The sequence below is a fragment of the Arsenophonus sp. aPb genome (assembly GCF_029873475.1).
Taxonomy (GTDB): Bacteria; Pseudomonadota; Gammaproteobacteria; order Enterobacterales; family Enterobacteriaceae; genus Arsenophonus.
In genome coordinates this window covers 2576129-2594723 of the sequence record NZ_CP123499.1, presented here as the reverse complement: position 1 = coordinate 2594723, position 18595 = coordinate 2576129, and the positions used below count along the sequence as shown (strand labels likewise).

Annotated in this window: 17 protein-coding genes and 1 pseudogene; 8 read left to right on the top strand and 10 right to left on the bottom strand. The window is 37.4% G+C overall.

Going from position 1 to position 18595, the window contains the following annotated elements:
- Position 1: 1 nt before the first annotated feature.
- The 4 genes from QE177_RS11540 to QE177_RS11530 are packed head-to-tail and all read right to left on the bottom strand — an operon-like array spanning position 2 to position 1275.
- A complete protein-coding gene (locus QE177_RS11540) occupies positions 2-631 on the bottom strand; it encodes a phage virion morphogenesis protein (RefSeq protein WP_280549785.1) in 630 nt (209 codons plus the stop codon).
- Entirely contained in the window at positions 628-942 is a 315-nt protein-coding gene (locus QE177_RS11535) for a phage tail protein (protein WP_348519910.1), read from the bottom strand. The genes QE177_RS11540 and QE177_RS11535 overlap by 4 nt, the downstream gene beginning before the upstream one ends.
- A complete protein-coding gene (locus QE177_RS15710) occupies positions 903-1064 on the bottom strand; it encodes a hypothetical protein (RefSeq protein WP_348519909.1) in 162 nt (53 codons plus the stop codon). The genes QE177_RS11535 and QE177_RS15710 overlap by 40 nt, the downstream gene beginning before the upstream one ends.
- Positions 1054-1275, bottom strand: coding sequence for a hypothetical protein (locus tag QE177_RS11530; RefSeq protein WP_280549783.1), 222 nt, complete (start codon positions 1273-1275; stop codon positions 1054-1056). Before QE177_RS11530 ends, QE177_RS15710 begins: the two co-directional genes overlap by 11 nt.
- Here QE177_RS11530 and QE177_RS11525 point away from each other — a divergent pair.
- Positions 1241-1717: pseudogene (locus QE177_RS11525) on the top strand (capsid portal protein); the annotation flags it as partial. The gene QE177_RS11530 and the pseudogene QE177_RS11525 sit on opposite strands and share 35 nt — an antisense overlap.
- A gap of 117 nt (positions 1718-1834) precedes the next feature.
- On the opposite strand, the gene QE177_RS11520 reads toward QE177_RS11525, so the two are convergent.
- Positions 1835-6424 carry a pentapeptide repeat-containing protein gene (locus QE177_RS11520; RefSeq protein ID WP_280549781.1) on the bottom strand — a complete coding sequence of 1530 codons (4590 nt, stop codon included), beginning with the start codon at positions 6422-6424 and terminating at the stop codon, positions 1835-1837.
- Positions 6425-7571: 1147 nt separating this feature from the next.
- Here QE177_RS11520 and QE177_RS11515 point away from each other — a divergent pair.
- Together QE177_RS11515 and QE177_RS11510 are read left to right on the top strand one after the other, a co-directional pair.
- Positions 7572-8006 carry a hypothetical protein gene (locus tag QE177_RS11515; RefSeq protein ID WP_280549779.1) on the top strand — a complete coding sequence of 145 codons (435 nt, stop codon included), beginning with the start codon at positions 7572-7574 and terminating at the stop codon, positions 8004-8006.
- Positions 7997-8557 carry a hypothetical protein gene (locus QE177_RS11510; RefSeq protein WP_280549777.1) on the top strand — a complete coding sequence of 187 codons (561 nt, stop codon included), beginning with the start codon at positions 7997-7999 and terminating at the stop codon, positions 8555-8557. Before QE177_RS11515 ends, QE177_RS11510 begins: the two co-directional genes overlap by 10 nt.
- Here QE177_RS11510 and QE177_RS11505 read toward each other — a convergent pair.
- Positions 8554-8724, bottom strand: coding sequence for a hypothetical protein (locus tag QE177_RS11505; RefSeq protein WP_280549776.1), 171 nt, complete (start codon positions 8722-8724; stop codon positions 8554-8556). The two genes, QE177_RS11510 and QE177_RS11505, sit on opposite strands and share 4 nt — an antisense overlap.
- A gap of 455 nt (positions 8725-9179) precedes the next feature.
- Here QE177_RS11505 and QE177_RS11500 point away from each other — a divergent pair, with 455 nt between their 5' ends.
- The gene (locus QE177_RS11500) at positions 9180-9626 is read left to right on the top strand and encodes a hypothetical protein (protein ID WP_280549774.1); all 447 of its coding nucleotides are present in this window, start codon (positions 9180-9182) and stop codon (positions 9624-9626) included.
- Between the two features lie 163 nt (positions 9627-9789).
- Here QE177_RS11500 and QE177_RS11495 read toward each other — a convergent pair whose 3' ends face one another.
- The 4 genes from QE177_RS11495 to satP form a co-directional block, all read right to left on the bottom strand.
- Positions 9790-11202, bottom strand: a complete 1413-nt coding sequence (locus QE177_RS11495; RefSeq protein WP_280549772.1) for a replication endonuclease — start codon at positions 11200-11202, stop codon at positions 9790-9792.
- A complete protein-coding gene (locus QE177_RS11490) occupies positions 11163-11543 on the bottom strand; it encodes a hypothetical protein (protein ID WP_280549770.1) in 381 nt (126 codons plus the stop codon). Before QE177_RS11490 ends, QE177_RS11495 begins: the two co-directional genes overlap by 40 nt.
- A gap of 70 nt (positions 11544-11613) precedes the next feature.
- The gene (locus QE177_RS11485) at positions 11614-11682 is read right to left on the bottom strand and encodes a hypothetical protein (RefSeq protein WP_280552279.1); all 69 of its coding nucleotides are present in this window, start codon (positions 11680-11682) and stop codon (positions 11614-11616) included.
- Positions 11683-11775: 93 nt separating this feature from the next.
- Complete coding sequence (gene satP, locus QE177_RS11480; protein WP_280549768.1) at positions 11776-12342, bottom strand: acetate uptake transporter; 567 nt, start codon at positions 12340-12342, stop codon at positions 11776-11778.
- Between the two features lie 351 nt (positions 12343-12693).
- On the opposite strand from satP, the gene dnaK reads away from it, so the two are divergent.
- The 4 genes from dnaK (at position 12694) to nhaA (ending at position 18545) form a co-directional block, all read left to right on the top strand.
- Complete coding sequence (gene dnaK / locus QE177_RS11475; protein WP_280549766.1) at positions 12694-14619, top strand: molecular chaperone DnaK; 1926 nt, start codon at positions 12694-12696, stop codon at positions 14617-14619.
- Between the two features lie 115 nt (positions 14620-14734).
- On the top strand, positions 14735-15871 hold the full coding sequence (dnaJ, locus tag QE177_RS11470) for a molecular chaperone DnaJ (RefSeq protein WP_280549764.1): 1137 nt from the start codon (positions 14735-14737) through the stop codon (positions 15869-15871).
- Between the two features lie 364 nt (positions 15872-16235).
- Entirely contained in the window at positions 16236-17192 is a 957-nt protein-coding gene (locus QE177_RS11465; RefSeq protein WP_280549762.1) for a hypothetical protein, read from the top strand.
- Positions 17193-17360: 168 nt separating this feature from the next.
- On the top strand, positions 17361-18545 hold the full coding sequence (gene nhaA, locus QE177_RS11460; RefSeq protein ID WP_280549759.1) for a Na+/H+ antiporter NhaA: 1185 nt from the start codon (positions 17361-17363) through the stop codon (positions 18543-18545).
- The last annotated feature ends 50 nt before the right edge of the window (positions 18546-18595 follow it).

Here is an 18595-nt window from a genome sequence, read left to right as displayed (position 1 = left end):
GCTAATGGGTGAGAAAAACCAATATCTGATCTTCCAGATGGACGATGTCAGCGGGGGTCAAACCGAGTAACTGTCGAGCTGGATAGCGAATAGGATGATAACGCCCTTTTTCCGTTAAACCAAAGTGGTGCGTTTCAGCAATTGCCGTCACTTGCGGTGAAAAAAAGAGTACCGCCTCGCTATCATTGGCATCGCGGCGTAAATATTTAGCACTGGCCAGTTTTTTAAACATGCGGCTTTGTTTATGTTTACGCTGGCGACTAATTCGCTCTTTTTTTATCGCAATAAAACGTTCAATATCCCGTCGATAAAAAGAGCGCTCTTGATTGTTATCAACATCAATACCGGTGATCACTTCACCACGTCCCGTTTTTTGACTACGCCAGTTTTTTAATTGCCGATGCTGTCCTCGCCAGAGAAAACGTAACGCGCGCAATACGGTCACAAAACTAGCCTTGCGGGGGGCATAAGGGCTGCCGTCAGGATTCTGCTGGCGGCGAATGCGTTTGAGTTGATTGATTCGCAAATCGCGGGCAATCAGGCGCGATAGTTGTTTACGCTGAGCCGGCGTTAATTTCTTTAACAGTACCGTCAGCATGCTATCGAATTGCAGTAGCGCTTTATCATTCATTGTGATGACCAATTGCTAAAGGGATCGGCGGGCTCTGGGATCGCGGTAACCAGATAGTTGCCCTCTTTTTCCGTTACCAATACCCGCTCTGTTAGCGTTAATTCGATACTAATATCGGCGGTTTGATTATTGTGGATCACCGCTTCAAATTTAAATCCATCATGACGTTTATCCGGGTTGGCCAACAGTTCCGGCTGATAGCTTTTTAGCCAGTCAACGATCACGGCCAGCAGAATATTTTGATCACCGCTAAACCGTTCAGCAATAAGATTCACCGTGTATTGATATTCATAGGAGAGCGACGCTGCCATCGTCGCCACAATATGGCCGTTTCGACAAACAGAGACAGATTATCGGGGTTTTCCATAAAGTAGGCGATTTTCTCTGCCAGATAGCGGCGTAATTCAGCAAGTTTTTTCATGTTAGCGCTCACGCTCAATGGCTCGAATAGCTTGTTTATCTAAATTACATTGCTCAATCACCGTTAGCAGAACCTCATTTAAGATGAGCATTTCACCCCAGCTCATTTGTGTCGCGATAACAGGTGGCAGGCAATCAGCCAGTAGTGGGGCGGGTATCGCCGGATAAGACACGGTCACGTATGCGGTATTACTTAATGAAGCATCGACGCTTTTTCGGCGCAAATATTATCTTAATGGCTCTCATGCCGGTTATATCCTCTATATCAGTAATCCCTCTCAAAGGCCGCAGGATATTGACAATATTCGCGAGGCGCTCAAAAGCAGTAAAGGACCGGGAAATTTTCGCAATCTGTTTTTGTATTCGCCGGACGGTAAAAAAGATGGTATCCAGACCATCCCGTTATCGGAGGCGGCCGCCAAAGATGAATTTTTAAATATTAAAAATGTGAGCTGGGACGATATGTTAGCCGCTCACCGCGTGCCGCCGCAAATTATGGGCATTATCCCCGGTAATGTTGGTGGCTTTGGTGATGTGGGAAAAGCGGCCAAAGTGTTTGTACGCAATGAACTAATACCGCTACAAAGCAAGCTAAAACAGCTCAATAGCTGGCTCGGTGACGAAGTGATCCGCTTTGCCGAATATTCGTTAAATGATAAAAATTGACAGATCCAATTCTATTTACTGTATAACAAAAAATAGATTGGATAATCTATTTGAGGCATTGCTGTTATTTCCAACAATGCCATTTTATTTATTTCTAAGCGACTCTATTTGAAGCGTTTATCGCCAGGCTGGTGGGATAATTTTTTGCAATGTGTGCTTGCAGTGCTCGTTAGCATAAATAGTCATCTTATCAGCCAGTATAGCGCTACAAGTGAAGGCGCCATTTTGACCAAGTAAACGATTTTTCCAATCATTAAATGTATTTTGACCAATTAAGCTGGGATCAAGTTTATGCGCTTTTTCTAGTAAAGCATAGGCATAATATCGCAGCATCACAGGAGAATCCTCTTCGATGCCAAAAATAGCGCTGGAAGAATAACGGGTAAAAACTGTCGATAACGAGAAGAGATGTTCGGCTTTTTTTCTATTTGAACTTGATGTTAGATTGTATAGATTAATAATCTGGTTATAATTTTGATTTTTCAATATGTAGCCCTGTTCAAAATCAAGCACACGAGAAAAGATTGTGCTTAGCTCTTGGTGATCAAAATCATATACCAGTTTTATGGCAAAGGTGTTAGATTTTTGGGCATTTAAGAATAGAGGTTTTAATCGGTTTCCTAAATTTAAACTTTCAATCAAGTTATCAAATAAATACTGATTCAAATTATAAGAGAAAGGTGAGGCAAAAAGAGGAAATTCTTGCTTGTAACACTGTTGCAAACTATATTCTGCTGGACTTAAATTCTTGCCATCTTGAAAAAGGAAAATGTTATTCCATTTTGTTTCCTCATTAGGATGCAACATTTGATAGAGGTCATTTTCAGCAACCAGTAATACTCTGCCGGGTTTAGTTGGCGACAAAAGTAGATAATTTGTCGCTTGATTATCTGCCCAGTCTGCATGGCCAGCATAGTTACCAAAGATGCCCTGAATTTCTGCATGTTGCAGTTGTTGCTGAATGGCGGGCAAATCCAAATACTTTTTATATAATTGCTGCGCTGCGGTTTTGACTTCATTAGTTCCTTTTGTTCGGGCTGCCAGTATGGTTTGAATAAAGGTGCTATTAAATGCTGCTGAAACCATCAGTTCGGGTTTTTGGTCAAAATATTTGATAAAAATATTGGTTATTTGCGGGTTAGTTTCTAGTTTACTGAGTAGCTGCAATGCATTATTTTCTAAAAAGTCACCCATAAGTTTGTCAACAAACTGATTAATTGCTGGATTTTTTATAAAGGGTTCTTTTGCTAAAATATCTAACATCTGTAACCTGACATGGGTAAGGTTAATTGTAGGACGGTTAAGAGAGTCAATTAATTGCAGTGCTAACTTGGTTTTTAACGCACTATATTGATTATCAATACTATCAATAGCAGTTAGAATACTGTTTCTGCTATTGGTAAAATGATTCAGCTCAAGATCCAGGTTAGTCTCGTCCCATTTAGGGAGTTTAAGCGTAAAAGTATCAACTGTATTGTCCAGCTTAGCGCCAGAGAAATTAGCGCCCAAAATAGATACCTGTTTCAAAGAGGCATGACTTAAATTAGCTTTAGTGAAATCAGTATTAATCAAAATAACATTTTCCATAGTGACCCCAGTCAGATCTGCTTCACGCAACTTAGCATACTTCAGATTAATATTTTTAAGGCTGGCATCAGTTAGATTAGCTCGATCTAAAAAACCCCATTCGAGATTAACTGTATCTAAAACAGCTTTATTCAAATTGGCTTCAGCCAAGTTAGTTTGTACTAAACTAACCCTAGAAAGATTAGCTTCGATAAGATTAGCTTTATTTAGGACACTCTTAGTTAGGCTAACTCTATGTAAATTAGCATTTTTTAGGTTAATTTCAGACAGCTTACAGTCATCAATCGCGATTGAGGAGATTTCGATTTTTTCATTAAAAATACGGCTGACATCCAGATTACTCAAATCTTTTCTGTATATATAAATACCTTTGCCATTTTGTGATTGTGCTAATTTTTTTCTTAGCTGATTAAGTGACATTTTCCTTAATGGCTCTAGCACGTCGTCTTGCTCTCCCCAAACTCTCTCGGCCATTTTAGATCCCAATCCGCCCAGCCCTTGAGTTCTGAGATGATAAAGACGCTCGCCGATTGCAACCGGCGCTAACTCAAGATTACCCTCTGCATCACGCAGATATTTTCGGCCAAATGGCTCGTTAGTTGCCGGGTTTACCTGCACATAAAGGGCATTGCCCCGTTCATGACCGATGTTAATGACCGAAACCTCTTTTGCCAGATCAGGCCGATAAGCGGTTTCTATATCAATTTTCTCAGTTGGCGTAACCGGAAAATCAGAGGCCTTTTTTTCTAGTGCTTTTCTTAGCTTGTTTAATCCACTGATTTCTATTTTTGACTGACTTGCGGCTTTTTTTAACGCATTAATCCCTTTTATTCCCCCGGATGCTAGCAACTCAAATCCTGGATCGGCGCTGCGCAAAAAAGCGGTGCTTAATTTAGCTACCACATTGGGCGGTAGGCTGTTTGCTACATGAGGAATGCCAGATTTGATTAATTGTTTGCCTCCTTCGCTTAATGCTTGGCGGAATGTCGCCTGCTTTAATGCGGTTTGCAGTCCGTTAAGAGCAGCTTCTCCTGTGGCTATACTAAATCGCCCGCCAATATGTACGGTTAAGCCGATAAAAGGCAAAAAACCGGCAATATCCCACAGCGCTGCTTGAACGGCTTTGCCGGTATTCCCTTGTTGTGCTTCTGTAATTACCGTATAGAAAGGAATAAGGCTCAAGAAAAAAGCATCGACTTTTTGGCGCGTGGTTTCCTGATAACCTTCTTGCTGGAGCTTATTAACTAATTTGTCGCGATGTAATGTCGCTAGTTTGTCAATTAAGACTTGCGGTTTTTCAGCGGTCTTTTTTAGCAAAGATGCAGAATGAAATTTTAATTGATACTCATTGTCAGTGCGAATTGCAGGATCATGAGGAAACAGATCGAGGATGTCATTTTTATTATTATCGACCCGAGATAGTTTATAGCGTCCTATTTTTGTATTTGGCTCTTTTTGTAATGCATAGATCCGTTCTTCACCGTTAAAGGTACATTTAAGCATATCAATCGAATCGGGAACCGGTGTAATTAATGCACCCGCAGCCATTATTCCTTGCCAGGCTGATGCTGACAGCGGAACACCCCGAATACTGTCGCGGGCATTAAATTCGGCTTTCACCAGCTCAATTTTCGCACTTTCAATAAACCGCTGTTCTGCTTCTTTAAGTGAGTTAAAAATCTGCGGTAACAAGGCCAGTTCCGTTTGTTTTGAAAAATTGGCAAGGAGTTGATTTTGTTTTTCAAAAACAGCATCGATATTGGGTAATAATATCGTCTCACCCTGCCTGTTTTGATATTCAACCGTACTATTTTTATATAGATAGTTATTTAACCAACTTTCATCAATATCATTCTCTTTTAGTTGCTGGCGTGCCAGAGATGGCCGGCTTTGCCAGTTTTGTGATAAATTACTGAGTTGGATAAAAGGATTATTATTGTTATGGTGCTGGGTTAAATGGTCAAAATAAGCGTGATAAACGGAGGCCATCGCTTTTTTATCGCTCTCAGCCACTCCCGCTTGATGACTATTTGTTAAGACATAATGGATCATGGCCGGTAATTTGAAATAGTGAACATAGCTAGCCGGTACTGTTTCCTTCGATATTGAGGTTTCAAGCCACATACCGATATCGATAATTTCATCCAGACTCATGTTATCTAAATCCGCACCACTTTCACTCAGTAATCCGGCACCTGCATGTAGATAGCCCCATTCTGGTTCATCAATCGCCATTTTTTGCAGTCGTTGACTTTCATCTGCGGTTTTAGGTTGCAATATCAGTGTTGGCAGAATGCGATTTAATATCTGTTCTTGATAATAATCACGAATTTCTGCATAGGGCAAAGTTAATTGGATGTGGTTGTAATGTTCATTTTTCAGATCTTGATGGCGTAATAGAAAATTCTCTGCCGATTTAATCTGTTCTGTCTGCATTAAACGCCAGTTATCTAATGGTAGCCCGGCTGTTATAATTTGCTGCAGTTTATCAGTGATGGTGGCCGCTTGAATAAAGCTATTCTGCTGCGGTTGAAATTTTTTTATCTGTGCTAGCAGCCAGTTGTCAATAGGCATACCAAAAATTGCGTATTGCAGCCAGTTGGTAATAACTGCTTGCTGACGTGCATAAGGCGCTGATTCACCGTTACTGCTACCATATTCTCCTAAAGGTTTTAATAGTAAGTAGGCGAGCTCCGCTATCTTATCTTTGCTATAATCATAACGGTCAAGATAATCAATAACGCCGTTAGCAAGCTCCCGAGGCGGTATTGCCTTATCCTCTTGATTAATTATCTTTTCTTTAATTAACAGTGCACGCAACAGTCGATTTTGTTCATCATGGGCAAGCTTATCAAATTCTTCAATAGCTATTGATAGTGGTGGGTTAATAAATTGATTAATTAAACTGAGGGTATCACTATTATGCTGAACTTGATTTTTATTTGACAATATAGTTATTGGTTTTGCTTGTTCGTTATTTATTTGTTCTTGTGGGTTTGTTTTGTTATTCGCTGGATCCTTATTCAAGATACTTTCGAGATTTTTTTTGTCATTTTGTGAAAAATCTAGTATTGATGCCATCCAGACTGTTGATGAGGCAGGTTTCGTTATGCTTGTCATTAGTAATCCTATATTTAAATTTAACAAATTTATTATATTGATAATTATTTGTTAAAATAAAATAGAAAACGATCTTTTTTAATAAAATAAATTATTACAAATAATTTACTAAATGTTGTTTTAGCAGTGTTTAGTGTTTTATTTAAGTAATATTTATGGTTATCATCTATGGTAGTGAGTTGAGGAAAGTGAGAAACCTATGATTAAGTTTTTTATAATCATTAGAATGGCAGTAAGTTTTATTTTTAATTTCTTAGGTTAGATAGAATTTGACAATAAAAGAATACGCATGTATTCCATGAATTTTTTCTTCTTTAATAACGCCGACTTTTCTCTTGGTATTTAACTATATGAAATTAAAACCATTTTTTTAATAATATATCTTACTCATAATCACTATAGTTAAAATTTAACTTATTATTTTGCTACAATTTCTTCAGTATATAGCTCTATTCATTACTATTCAATAATTGAGAAAAATCATCTAAAACCTCATAAATCGCAGTGATAGCCCCGCCTCGCCTGCCCGCTAAATGTAGCGTTTTTTATGCAGTTGCATAATATTCTTAAATCTAGATTATATCTTGTTTGCTTTGTAGCTATAAGAAGCCGAAAAAGTGTACAAATTTATGCATAAAATTGCAGATTTATATCTTAGAACTAATGAAAAAAATTGGATCATCTATAAATGTACTTTAAATGTTGGTTTTTATTTTTTGCTAGATTATTTTGTTTTTATAAAAATATTTCCTTTGTTTGATTTACTTTACCCCCCCCTCACCCCCATTTGAGAAACACTGAGAACAATTTGAGTACCTATTGATAACCTTGATAACTATGAGTACCACGGTTATTTAAATAACTTATTGTTTTATAATAGTTAATTAATTAAATCATGTAATATATATTACATTTTAAATCTTTTAATTGTAATTAATTTAACTTTTCTATATTTGTATTGCTTTTTTATACTAACTTTAGTACCCGATATTTTTCATATAATTCATTTATATATAACAATTTTGATGAAAGAATATGTATAGTTGATTCGAGGGAACAAATATGCATGAAAAAAATAAAAATAGTAAGGGAAAGTCTTTATCTAAACGTAGAGAAGAGTTAATCAAAGAGTTGTGGGGGTAATGAATTGGATAAATGGAACATTTGGGATAGAAAAAAACACAAAGGTTACAGTACTGTTCCAAGGACTTTAAATTACATTAACAGAATTATTGATTGCTTATCCGGCACTGGTGTTCCAGTATCACAAACCTATTTGAGTTTATGGTGCCGTGTTTTTGATGAAGTATTTGTAGAAATTCGTGATAAAAATGATATTGCATATGAATCTGGGTTTAGCGGTCAAAGAGCTGTTACTACTTGGCTTAGCAGAATGAAAAAATTGCGTGAATTAGGTTTTATAAAGACAAAAGGAGGTACATCAGGTGAATTTCAGTATGTATTAATGATGAACCCTTTATATGTTATAAAACAAATTTATGACTCAGGAAGATTAACAAAAGATGAGCGTTATATGGCTTTATTTTCACGAATGAAGGAAGTGGGGGCTAAATGGGAGTGATTAAAAGTTGCGAGGTACGCATAAAGTATCTTCAAATTTACCAGGCTGCTTTTGATGAAGTTGTTGCTACTTATGATGAGATTGGAGTACTTTCTGACGTGAAACTCCGATTATCTCCGATAGATGAAATCGCTTTATCTTCATGGTCGTCCGATTGGATGGGGAAATCATCTAAGCATAAACATGGAAAATGGGATTGGAAAAAAATAGTAACCAAACGTCTTAAACGATGTAAAAAATTTGATTTGGCTATCTGGGGAAATGGCATCTTGTGTGGTCTGTCTCTAGGAATGGTTAGTAAAGGAAAAAAAACTATTCGAATGGATTTTTTACAAGCCTGCCCAGTGAAACATCCATTAGAAAAACAAATTGCTGAGATTGCCGTTGCTATTGCCGCAGGACAAAGAGTTGGTGCTGAGCATGTAGCTATTTTCAACCCAATTAATAAGGACGTTGAAAATCATTATAAAAAACTAGGATTTGTAAGAAAAAAAATCTACAATCGGTATTTAAGAAATGTAATGTATAAAGCTATTCCATCTAAATCCTAAGAACCGTGAATACGACCTCTTTGCACTAGATTATCTTTAATGTTAGCAGAGGAAACGATAAAATCACGTAGACCTTTATTAGTTGACTTAAGGCTACTAAATAACGTTTCTTCGCTATCTAATTTAGCTTTAGGATTTGTTTTTTTTCTGCATAGCTCATTTTTCATTTGGCCCCTTTTAGCTTGAAGGCTTATTCATTATATACATGTTGTATAAAAATACAAGCAGAGCTTGATGAAATACCAAAACATAAGTTTGCTGTATTTAATTTAGTAGATGAAATTCTTCATATCACCCACTAAATAGAGTGTTTTTTATGCAGTTGCAGGATGTATTTAAACCTAATCCATATCTTATCTATAGTATGTTCGCTAGCCGTAAAAAATGTGCGAATTTATGCATAATTCTACATTTATTTAGTATATAATTATTTTAAATATCAATTAATTAATGAAAATGCTAGGCTCTATTCACATAACCAAAAATTTAAGTATTAATTTTAAAGGAAAGTAATTATTATGCAGGATCATATGAATTCGAAAGTGGATGAAATTATCAGCATTCTAAAAAATTCAATTTCATCAAACAATCAAAGTATATTAAGGATGATTTATCCAGCCATTTGGTAGAGCTATCAACCGAACTAGAATTTAATCAACAAGCCGACTCTACATGTATTTGGGAGCCTGAAGGTGGTGAGATTAATTATGAAAATTTTTCTTTTGTTAATCATGATATTAAAGTAATCGAAAGTAATATAGAATCTTTAGGAATCAACATACTTTTGGAAGTACTTTTAAATATAAGGTTAATAATTGAAGGCCATTTTAGATTATCTCACACTGACTCAATAGATGGTGATGTTGTTGATCTTGATGCTATAACTAAAGAAATTGAGAAAGACTTTGAAACAAAAGTACACATTTTAATTTCATGTGATTCTACTAGGGATATAAATAATGTTGATGATTTAGAGATTGTGGATGTTACAATTATTGATCAATTGGGTACTGTTGATTTTGGTGAGTTAGAACAGTACGATGATACTGATCATGATGAAGAAATATAAAAAGTTTTACCTGATTAAGATGAAAAATTCAGATTGGTTGCTCAATAAATCACATTTTGTTATTTAACTAAAATTATGTTTAATAGCGAATTAAATCTAATATTAGTTCGCTATTTGTAAAAATAATATTCTTATTATTTTATAAAATAAAATATTAAAACAACTATGAATGATGAATTGAAGAAATTCTCATCTTAATTCTATCATGTAAATTACACTTCTTAAAACCAAACTCCTCATCAAAACTCCCATTTTCCCCAAGATACCCCCTATCTAACCCCCCATTCCAACCCCCATTTCTACAGTTATTGCCAGAACTCCGGGGCGCGCCGATGGCGCTTTTTAAAAGCTCCTCGTCCTCGCTAGCAGGCACTTTCTTTATTAGTCGGTATTTGCGGCAACGGGTTTTTATCATCTCGGCGGCGGGGTTAAGTTGGGCATAAATGCCGACCACTTTCTGCACTTCTTCATCGTAAGCATTAAGCTGGTCGTTGATTTGATAGGCAATGCGCAGGGTTTGTTGATTGCGTGGGTTACAGGGGCCGCCTTGGGCTTGAATATAGGCAGCAAAATCACCTTCATCGGCCGCTTTTCTGACCTGTTCGGCAATTTCGCCTAATTTGTCGGCAACGGATAGGCTTCTTAAGCGGCGACATTCGCGGTAAACGCCTTTTGACGGGAGATTATAAAAATGAAATTGTGGAATACGCCAGGTTGACGCCCAGGTAGTGACGGCGGCGGCCATTTCAGTGAGTGGCTTGCCAGTTTCAAAGTCAACATCCCCATCCAGTGCATAACCGTCGATATTTTTAGCGATGTATTTAGCAATGTAGCCGACCGCACCGCCTTTGTTCATATGCTTACATGTAAAGCGATGTTGCTGCGCACCTTTTTCGTCGGGCTCATCCGCCAGCGCTTTTTGGCGCATAATTTCAATCGCTTTGGCGCGACTAGTCTTATCGGTAAAAAGTAGTAAATGCCAGTGTGGGGTGGCGTCATGATGAGGCTCAACAACTCGGACACCATAAACATTGACTTCGTTGTCAGCGAAGGCAGCACGAATACGTGACCAGACTTTAACTAAATAGCGCTGGCCATCTTTCGGCGTAAAAACTTCATTTTTCCATTTATGGTTAATCACGGCAATTTTGTTTTTACCGCGCTGGCGTAATTTGGTGGGGTGGTACTTGGACGGACAAGTAAGGGTGACAAACATACCAATATCCTTGCGCTCCATAGCCACTTTTTCAATACCGGCCATTTGTGCCATCAGTTCCATTCGACGGATTTCCGGGTTAGAAATACTGGCCATCACCTTGTCGATTAAATCGAAGCGTTCACCGCTGTCGATATCTTCGATTTGCATTGCTTGCAAGTAACGTAAATTCGCCAGCCGTTGTGACTTCACCGCGCGGATCGCCTGTTGACTGGCGTAAGGTTGGTTATTTTGACAAACCTCCATCGCAGCAATCATGAGTGATTCTAGCCATTTGGTACGGTGAGATTTAAGTTTATGCCGCCAATAGTCGCGGCTAATCAAACGGGCAACGGCGGCATAAACTTTACGCAGCGGCATATTTTGCTGGCTATTGTACTGTTGCCGATTGCGCATAATTGCTTGATAAAATTATGTGTGGCCTGTTTGATTTGATGGTTTAAAAGCTGGTGAGCGATATCATTAACGAGATCAATTTGGTCAGACAGGGTGCAACTCCCCGGCCTGATGGTCAAAATGCGCTGATTTTCCAGTAGAAATTGATAGGCTTCACGATAAGCCATTTTGTGATTGAGAATTTGGTAAGCCAGCGTATTTAAATGGGCGGCAAATTGGCTAATTAGTTGCTTTCTAACATCCTGTCGGTGCTGTTTTATTATTTGTTCCATCGACAAAAGGATGGGGTCAATAGTCGTGTTCATGCGCAATTGTCCTTTTTTAGGTAAAAAAAGTCCCTGGCGTTGTGAGTGCCATTAAATTTTTAACGGTAATTTAAAGCGGCATTGCGATATGCTTGGGGAGTAATGCCGATAATGCTTTTAGTTGATTGAAGGCCTGAATAATGGCCTGTTGCTGTTGTTTATTAATAAAATCACATTTAACCAGTAGTTAACAAAGCAGCATAAACTGCTTTATTAATATCGCTGGTGCTATTTAAGAATTATGACCAATAGGTAATATCGTGCGGCCAAATTGTTCATTAATCACTTCTGCCATAGCAAGGTAAAAAGCGCTGGCGCCACAGATAATGCCTTCAAAACCGGCAATAGTAAGTACGGTTTTGTTTTCATACAGATTACCGATCGCTAACAGCGCAAAAAGTACGGTTAGACTAGCAAAAACAAATTGTAGTGTGCGATTAGCTTTTAATGTACCAACAAACATAAACAAGGTAAAGATACCCCAAAGTGCCAGGTAAACTGCGAGAAAATCTGCTGGTGTTGCTTGTACGGATGCTATATTAGGTAGCATCAGTAAGCCAACTAAACTTAGCCAAAACAGGCCATATGATGAAAATGCAGTAGCGGCAAAGGTATTTCCTTTTTTATATTCAAAAATACCGGCAATAATCTGAGCAATTCCACCATAGAAGATCCCCATACTCAGTATCACTGAAGTTAATGGAAAAAATCCTGCATTGTGAATATTTAATAAAATGGTTGTCATACCAAAACCCATCAAACCTAATGGGCCCGGGTTGGCAATATTATTAGCACTCATACATTCCTCTAAATGTCATAAAATATATAATATTCAATAGGATACAGATTAATGTATGCTATTGGGTTTTACGGAAAGCAAGTATAATAGGTAGTGTTTGCTTCAAAACAAAGATTAAAATGACTTTTCATCTAAAAATAATTTTTTACTTTCCCCTTGATGAATATTTTTATGTCCCCACTTTAATAAAAAGCGTAGTTACCAATGGTCAATCTATCAACCTGTCACAAGGTGCCTCGTTAGGTAGATTTTTTTTGAGGTCAGGGAAAAAATCCCTTGAAAAAAAGTTCAATGAACCTCATATAGGTTGGTAACTAGATTGGTTAAGAATTCCCTTTGGAGGCTGTTTAGATGGGTAAAATTATCGGGATTGACCTGGGTACAACTAACTCTTGTGTAGCTATTATGGATGGCGCAAGTGCGCGGGTATTGGAAAACAGTGAGGGTGATCGTACCACACCTTCTATTATTGCTTATACACAAGATGGTGAAATTCTTGTGGGGCAGCCGGCAAAACGGCAGGCAGTGACAAATCCACAAAATACACTTTTTGCCATTAAGCGTCTGATTGGACGTCGCTTTGAAGATGAAGAAGTTCAACGTGACGTTTCTATTATGCCTTATAAAATCATTGCCGCAGATAATGGTGATGCATGGTTGGATGTTAAGGGGCAAAAGATGGCTCCTCCTCAGGTTTCCGCTGAGGTGCTGAAAAAAATGAAAAAAACAGCGGAAGATTATTTGGGGGAACCTGTTACTGAAGCTGTTATTACTGTACCTGCTTATTTTAATGACGCTCAGCGTCAAGCAACTAAAGATGCGGGTCGCATTGCTGGTTTAGATGTAAAACGTATTATTAACGAACCAACTGCAGCGGCGCTTGCTTATGGTTTAGATCGTGAAGTGGGTAATCGTACTATTGCAGTATATGACTTAGGTGGTGGTACTTTTGATATTTCAATTATTGAAATTGATGAAGTCGATGGTGAAAAAACCTATGAAGTGCTGGCAACTAATGGTGATACTCACTTAGGTGGTGAAGACTTTGATAACCGTCTGATCAATTATTTGGTCGATGAATTTAAGAAAGAACAAGGTTTTGACCTACGCAATGATCCGCTAGCAATGCAACGCTTAAAAGAAGCAGCAGAGAAAGCTAAAATTGAGCTCTCCTCGGCCCAGCAGACCGATGTCAATCTGCCTTACATTACCGCAGATGCCAGTGGTCCGAAACATATGAATATTAAGGTGACGCGAGCAAAACTTGAATCACTGGTTGAAGATTTGGTTAAACGCTCAATGGAGCCGCTGAAAGTTGCATTGCAAGATGCAGGCTTAAATGTTAATGATATAAATGATGTCATTCTTGTTGGTGGTCAGACGCGTATGCCAATGGTGCAAAAAGCGGTTGCTGACTTCTTCGGTAAAGAACCTCGTAAAGACGTTAACCCTGATGAAGCGGTTGCTATTGGTGCAGCGGTACAAGGTGGTGTATTAGCTGGTGATGTAAAAGATGTCTTGTTACTTGATGTAACTCCACTCTCTTTAGGTATTGAAACTATGGGTGGTGTAATGACAACGTTAATTGCCAAGAATACCACTATTCCGACTAAACATAGTCAGGTGTTTTCAACAGCAGAAGATAACCAGTCGGCAGTTACCATTCATGTATTGCAAGGTGAACGTAAACGTTCAAGTGATAACAAATCATTAGGACAGTTTAATTTGGATGGTATTCAAGCGGCACCACGTGGTATGCCACAAATTGAGGTTACCTTTGATATTGACGCTGATGGTATTTTACATGTGTCAGCGAAAGATAAGAATACTGGCCGCGAGCAGAAGATTACCATTAAAGCATCTTCTGGCCTGAAAGAAGATGAAATCCAAAGAATGGTAAGCGATGCAGAAGCCAATGCGGAAGCAGATCTTAAGTTTGAACAGTTAGTTCAGGTACGTAATCAGGCTGATCAATTGGTTCATGGTACGCGTAAACAAATTGAAGAAGCGGCTGACAAGTTACCTGCTGATGATAAAACTAATATAGAGAAAGCTATTTCTGAGCTGGAAACTGCGGTCAAAGGTGAAGATAAAGCCGCCATTGAAGAGAAAATTCAAGCTTTAGTTCAAGCTTCTGCCAAACTACTTGAGTTAGCTCAACAGCAAGCTCAAGCAGGTACAACTGATGCAGGCGCAGGCGCCCAGCCTAAGCAGGATGATAATGTTGTTGATGCTGAATTTGAAGAAGTCAACGACAAGGATAAAGATAAAAAATAGTGGCCCTTAGCGGGCACAGTAATAGTGTTAGGATTATTTCCTCTGTTACTGAAAACCGAGTACGGGCGTTGGGGGAACTCTACGCCCGTTTCCGTGTGTTAAGGGTAAAATAAATATGGCAAAAAGAGATTATTATCAAGTTTTAGGCGTTACTAAAACGGCTGACGAAAAAGAGATCAAAAAAGCATATAAACGTCTGGCGATGAAGTATCATCCAGATCGTAATCAGGGAGATAAAGAAGCAGAAAGTAAGTTTAAAGAAATTAAAGAAGCTTATGAAATTTTAACAGATGCGCAAAAACGTGCTGCTTATGATCAATATGGACATGCTGCTTTTGAACAAGGTGGCATGGGTGGCGGTTTTAGCGGGGGCTTTGCTTCTGGCGCTGATTTTAGTGATATTTTTGGTGATGTATTTGGTGATATTTTTGGTGGTGGCCGGCGTCAGCGATCGGCTCGTGGGGCAGATCTTCAGTATGAAATGACATTAACCTTAGAAGAAGCAGTTCGTGGTGTCAGTAAAGAGATCCGTATTCCAACTCTGGAAAAATGTGATGTTTGTAACGGAAGTGGTGCTAAACCTGGCACCAAACCAGAAACTTGCTCAACTTGTCATGGTGCAGGCCAAGTTCAGATCCGGCAAGGATTTTTTGCAGTTCAACAAACTTGTCCAACTTGTCATGGTCGTGGTCAAATCATCAAAGAACCTTGCATTAAATGTCACGGCCATGGACGAGTAGAGAAATACAAAACTTTATCGGTAAAAATTCCACCAGGCGTTAATACTGGCGATCGTATCCGCTTAAATGGTGAAGGTGAGGCCGGTGAAAATGGCGCTCCAGCCGGTGATCTCTATGTTCAGGTTAATGTCGCAAGGCATGCTATTTTTGAGCGCGATGGTAATCACTTATATTGCGAAGTACCGATTAATTTTACAATTGCAGCATTGGGTGGTGAAATTGATGTACCGACACTTGATGGTCGGGTGAGTCTCAAAATTCCAGCTGAAACACAAACCGGAAAAATTTTTCGCATGAAAGGAAAAGGTGTTAAGCCTGTTCGTGGTGGTATGACAGGTGATTTAATGTGCCGCATTCTGGTGGAAACCCCGGTTAAATTAAATGAAAAACAAAAAGCATTGCTAAAAGAATTTGGTGATTCCTTGAATGGCGAAAGTGGTGGTAAGAATAGCCCTCGTTCAAAGAGTTTCTTAGATAGTGTGAAAAAGTTTTTTGATGATCTGACCAAATAACGGTAGTTAGCTAAATTAACAGAGCATCGATAGTAAATGATCGATGCTTTTTTATTAATTGGAAGATAAGATTATTTAATTTGCTTAATAGAATAATAACAGATTAATGAGATGTTTTATAAAATCAATTAATTTATTGTATTTAATTTATTAATAAGAGTTTTTTATTGATTTTATTTATGCAAATTATATTTAAAAAGTTTAATTTTGAAGATAAATTTTGCCTGTTTTATATAAATTTCCTGCTTAAAATTTGTTATAAAAATAAATTAAGATTAATTCCAACACGTTAAACGTGTGCTTAACAAAATTTTCTATACAATTTAGTTTTATTTTTAATTAATTTATTGGATGGGAAATAGTTATGGCAGAATCGTTAGCTATAAGAATAAAAAACTCATTTTCTTTTAACAAGTCAGTTATCACTAAACAAGATTGTGAATGTTATTTAATAAATAAATTCATTAACAAATTAGAGTCTGGCACAAAAAATTCTAACGGTAACTATAAAATCAATAAAAAACTTACTGCTGTGGTTAATCAGTATTGTTCTATCACGAAGAATGAATTAGAAGCTATTTTTAATGGAAAATTTATATTGATTTATGATTTAAGGCAGGTAGAGGAAAAAAATCTTGAGAAGTTTAAGAGCCTACTAACTAATTGTCTCAAGTGTGTAAAAAATAAGATAGAACCCCAAAATTTAGTATCTGACGCCTATAAAAATATTGAGGAATTAATCGCGCTAAAATCTGGGTGGGTTGACTTAATTTATAAGAATAAAAATGTTAATGCACAACATATAGGAAAGAGTGGTGGTAATAATAGTTTAAATGTTGAGAGAAAAAATAAAATTATAACAATAGCACCCTATCAGGAAGAAGAGGAAGGTTTAACAGCACAAGAGTTAAATCGAATATTTGAGTATTTAGAAGAAAATCGACCACTGGAAGAATTTAAATCTAAAGAATCAGATTATTTTATTAAGGCTTATCAAGAAATAAAAGAAAATAGTGAAAAGAAAAATAAACAATTAAGTGTCGATAATCAAACTGACAAACTAATACTGAGCGAAACGACAAAGTTAAAAACGGTATTGGCCGTAGATACAGGCTCAAAGCAAAATATAGCAAGCATAGATTTAAAACAAAATAATGAAATTAACAATAATAAGGCAAAGATAAAAGAGACAGCAAGCTTAAATTTTTGGCAAATATTAAGCCAAAAAACGACACAACTTTTGGCTACATCGTGGAGTTTTATCAAAAATAAACTCATCGGATTTTTATTCCCTACTTTTTTTAGCACTAAGATTAACTAATCGTTTTTCAATGTTAAGCGTGTTTTAAACAGCTAACCAGTAAAATAGCGTCTATATTGTTAGTAATTACTCGGTATAACTGTGTTATTTAAGCGTAAAAAAATGATTTTCCGAATTGTATGTATTAGCGTAAAATTAATTTAGTTAATTAACACTGAGGTTATAGTAATGACAGCAATTATACGACAATTTTTAAAGTTAGAAGCAGCAAGTGGGGTGCTGTTAATTATTGCTGCCGTCTTAGCTTTGATTATGGCGAATACCCCATTGCAAGATATTTACCAGCAATTTCTTAATATTCCTGTCGCGGTTAAAATCAGCGCATTAAATATTGATAAACCTTTTTTATTATGGATAAACGATGGCCTAATGGCTATTTTCTTCTTGGTTGTAGGTCTGGAAGTCAAACGGGAACTGATAGAGGGCTCGTTAGCCGGTCGTGATAAAGCGATATTCCCTGCTGTTGCTGCGGTAGGTGGTATGCTGTTACCTGCTTTGGTATATCTATTTTTTAATGCTAATGATGAAATTGCCCGGCAGGGTTGGGCGATTCCGGCGGCGACGGATATTGCATTTGCACTTGGTATCATGGCACTATTGGGTAAGCGTGTACCAACAGAGTTAAAAGTATTTTTACTTGCCTTGGCGATTATTGATGATCTTGGTGTGATTATCATTATTGCTTTATTCTATACCAAGTCTGTTTCTATTATGTCATTAGGGTTAGCTACGCTTTCTCTACTGGTATTATTATGGATGAATTGGCGTAAAGTTGAAAATACCTCTGCTTATTTGGTTGTTGGCATTATTTTATGGGTTTGTATTTTAAAATCGGGTATTCATGCTACATTAGCTGGTGTCATTGTGGGGTTTTTGATACCTCTTAAAGGGAAACAAAATAATTCCCCTTCTGAACAATTAGAACATCTTTTACATCCTTGGGTAGCGTATTTAATTTTACCATTATTTGCTTTTGCTAATGCCGGTTTGCAACTTAGTGGTGTGACGTTAGCCAACCTTGCCAGTTCCCTGCCCCTTGGTGTTGCGTTAGGTTTATTAATTGGTAAACCAGCAGGTATTTTTCTGTTTAGTTGGCTCGCGCTAAAGCTAGGGATCGCAAAATTGCCGGCCAAAATTAAGCTTAAACAGATATTTGCAGTTTCAGTGCTATGTGGTATTGGTTTTACTATGTCAATTTTTATTGCTAGTTTAGCATTCGAAGGTTTAGATAATTTTAGTACTTATGCACGACTTGGGATCCTAATTGGTTCGACGCTAGCGGCAATCTTAGGATTATTATTATTGAATTGCGCATTACCGAAAAAGCCAATTAGCGCGCAAACAGCTAATTAGGTAAGATAAAGTTAATTTTAAGTTATAGTTACGTGAAATAAATAGTGTTT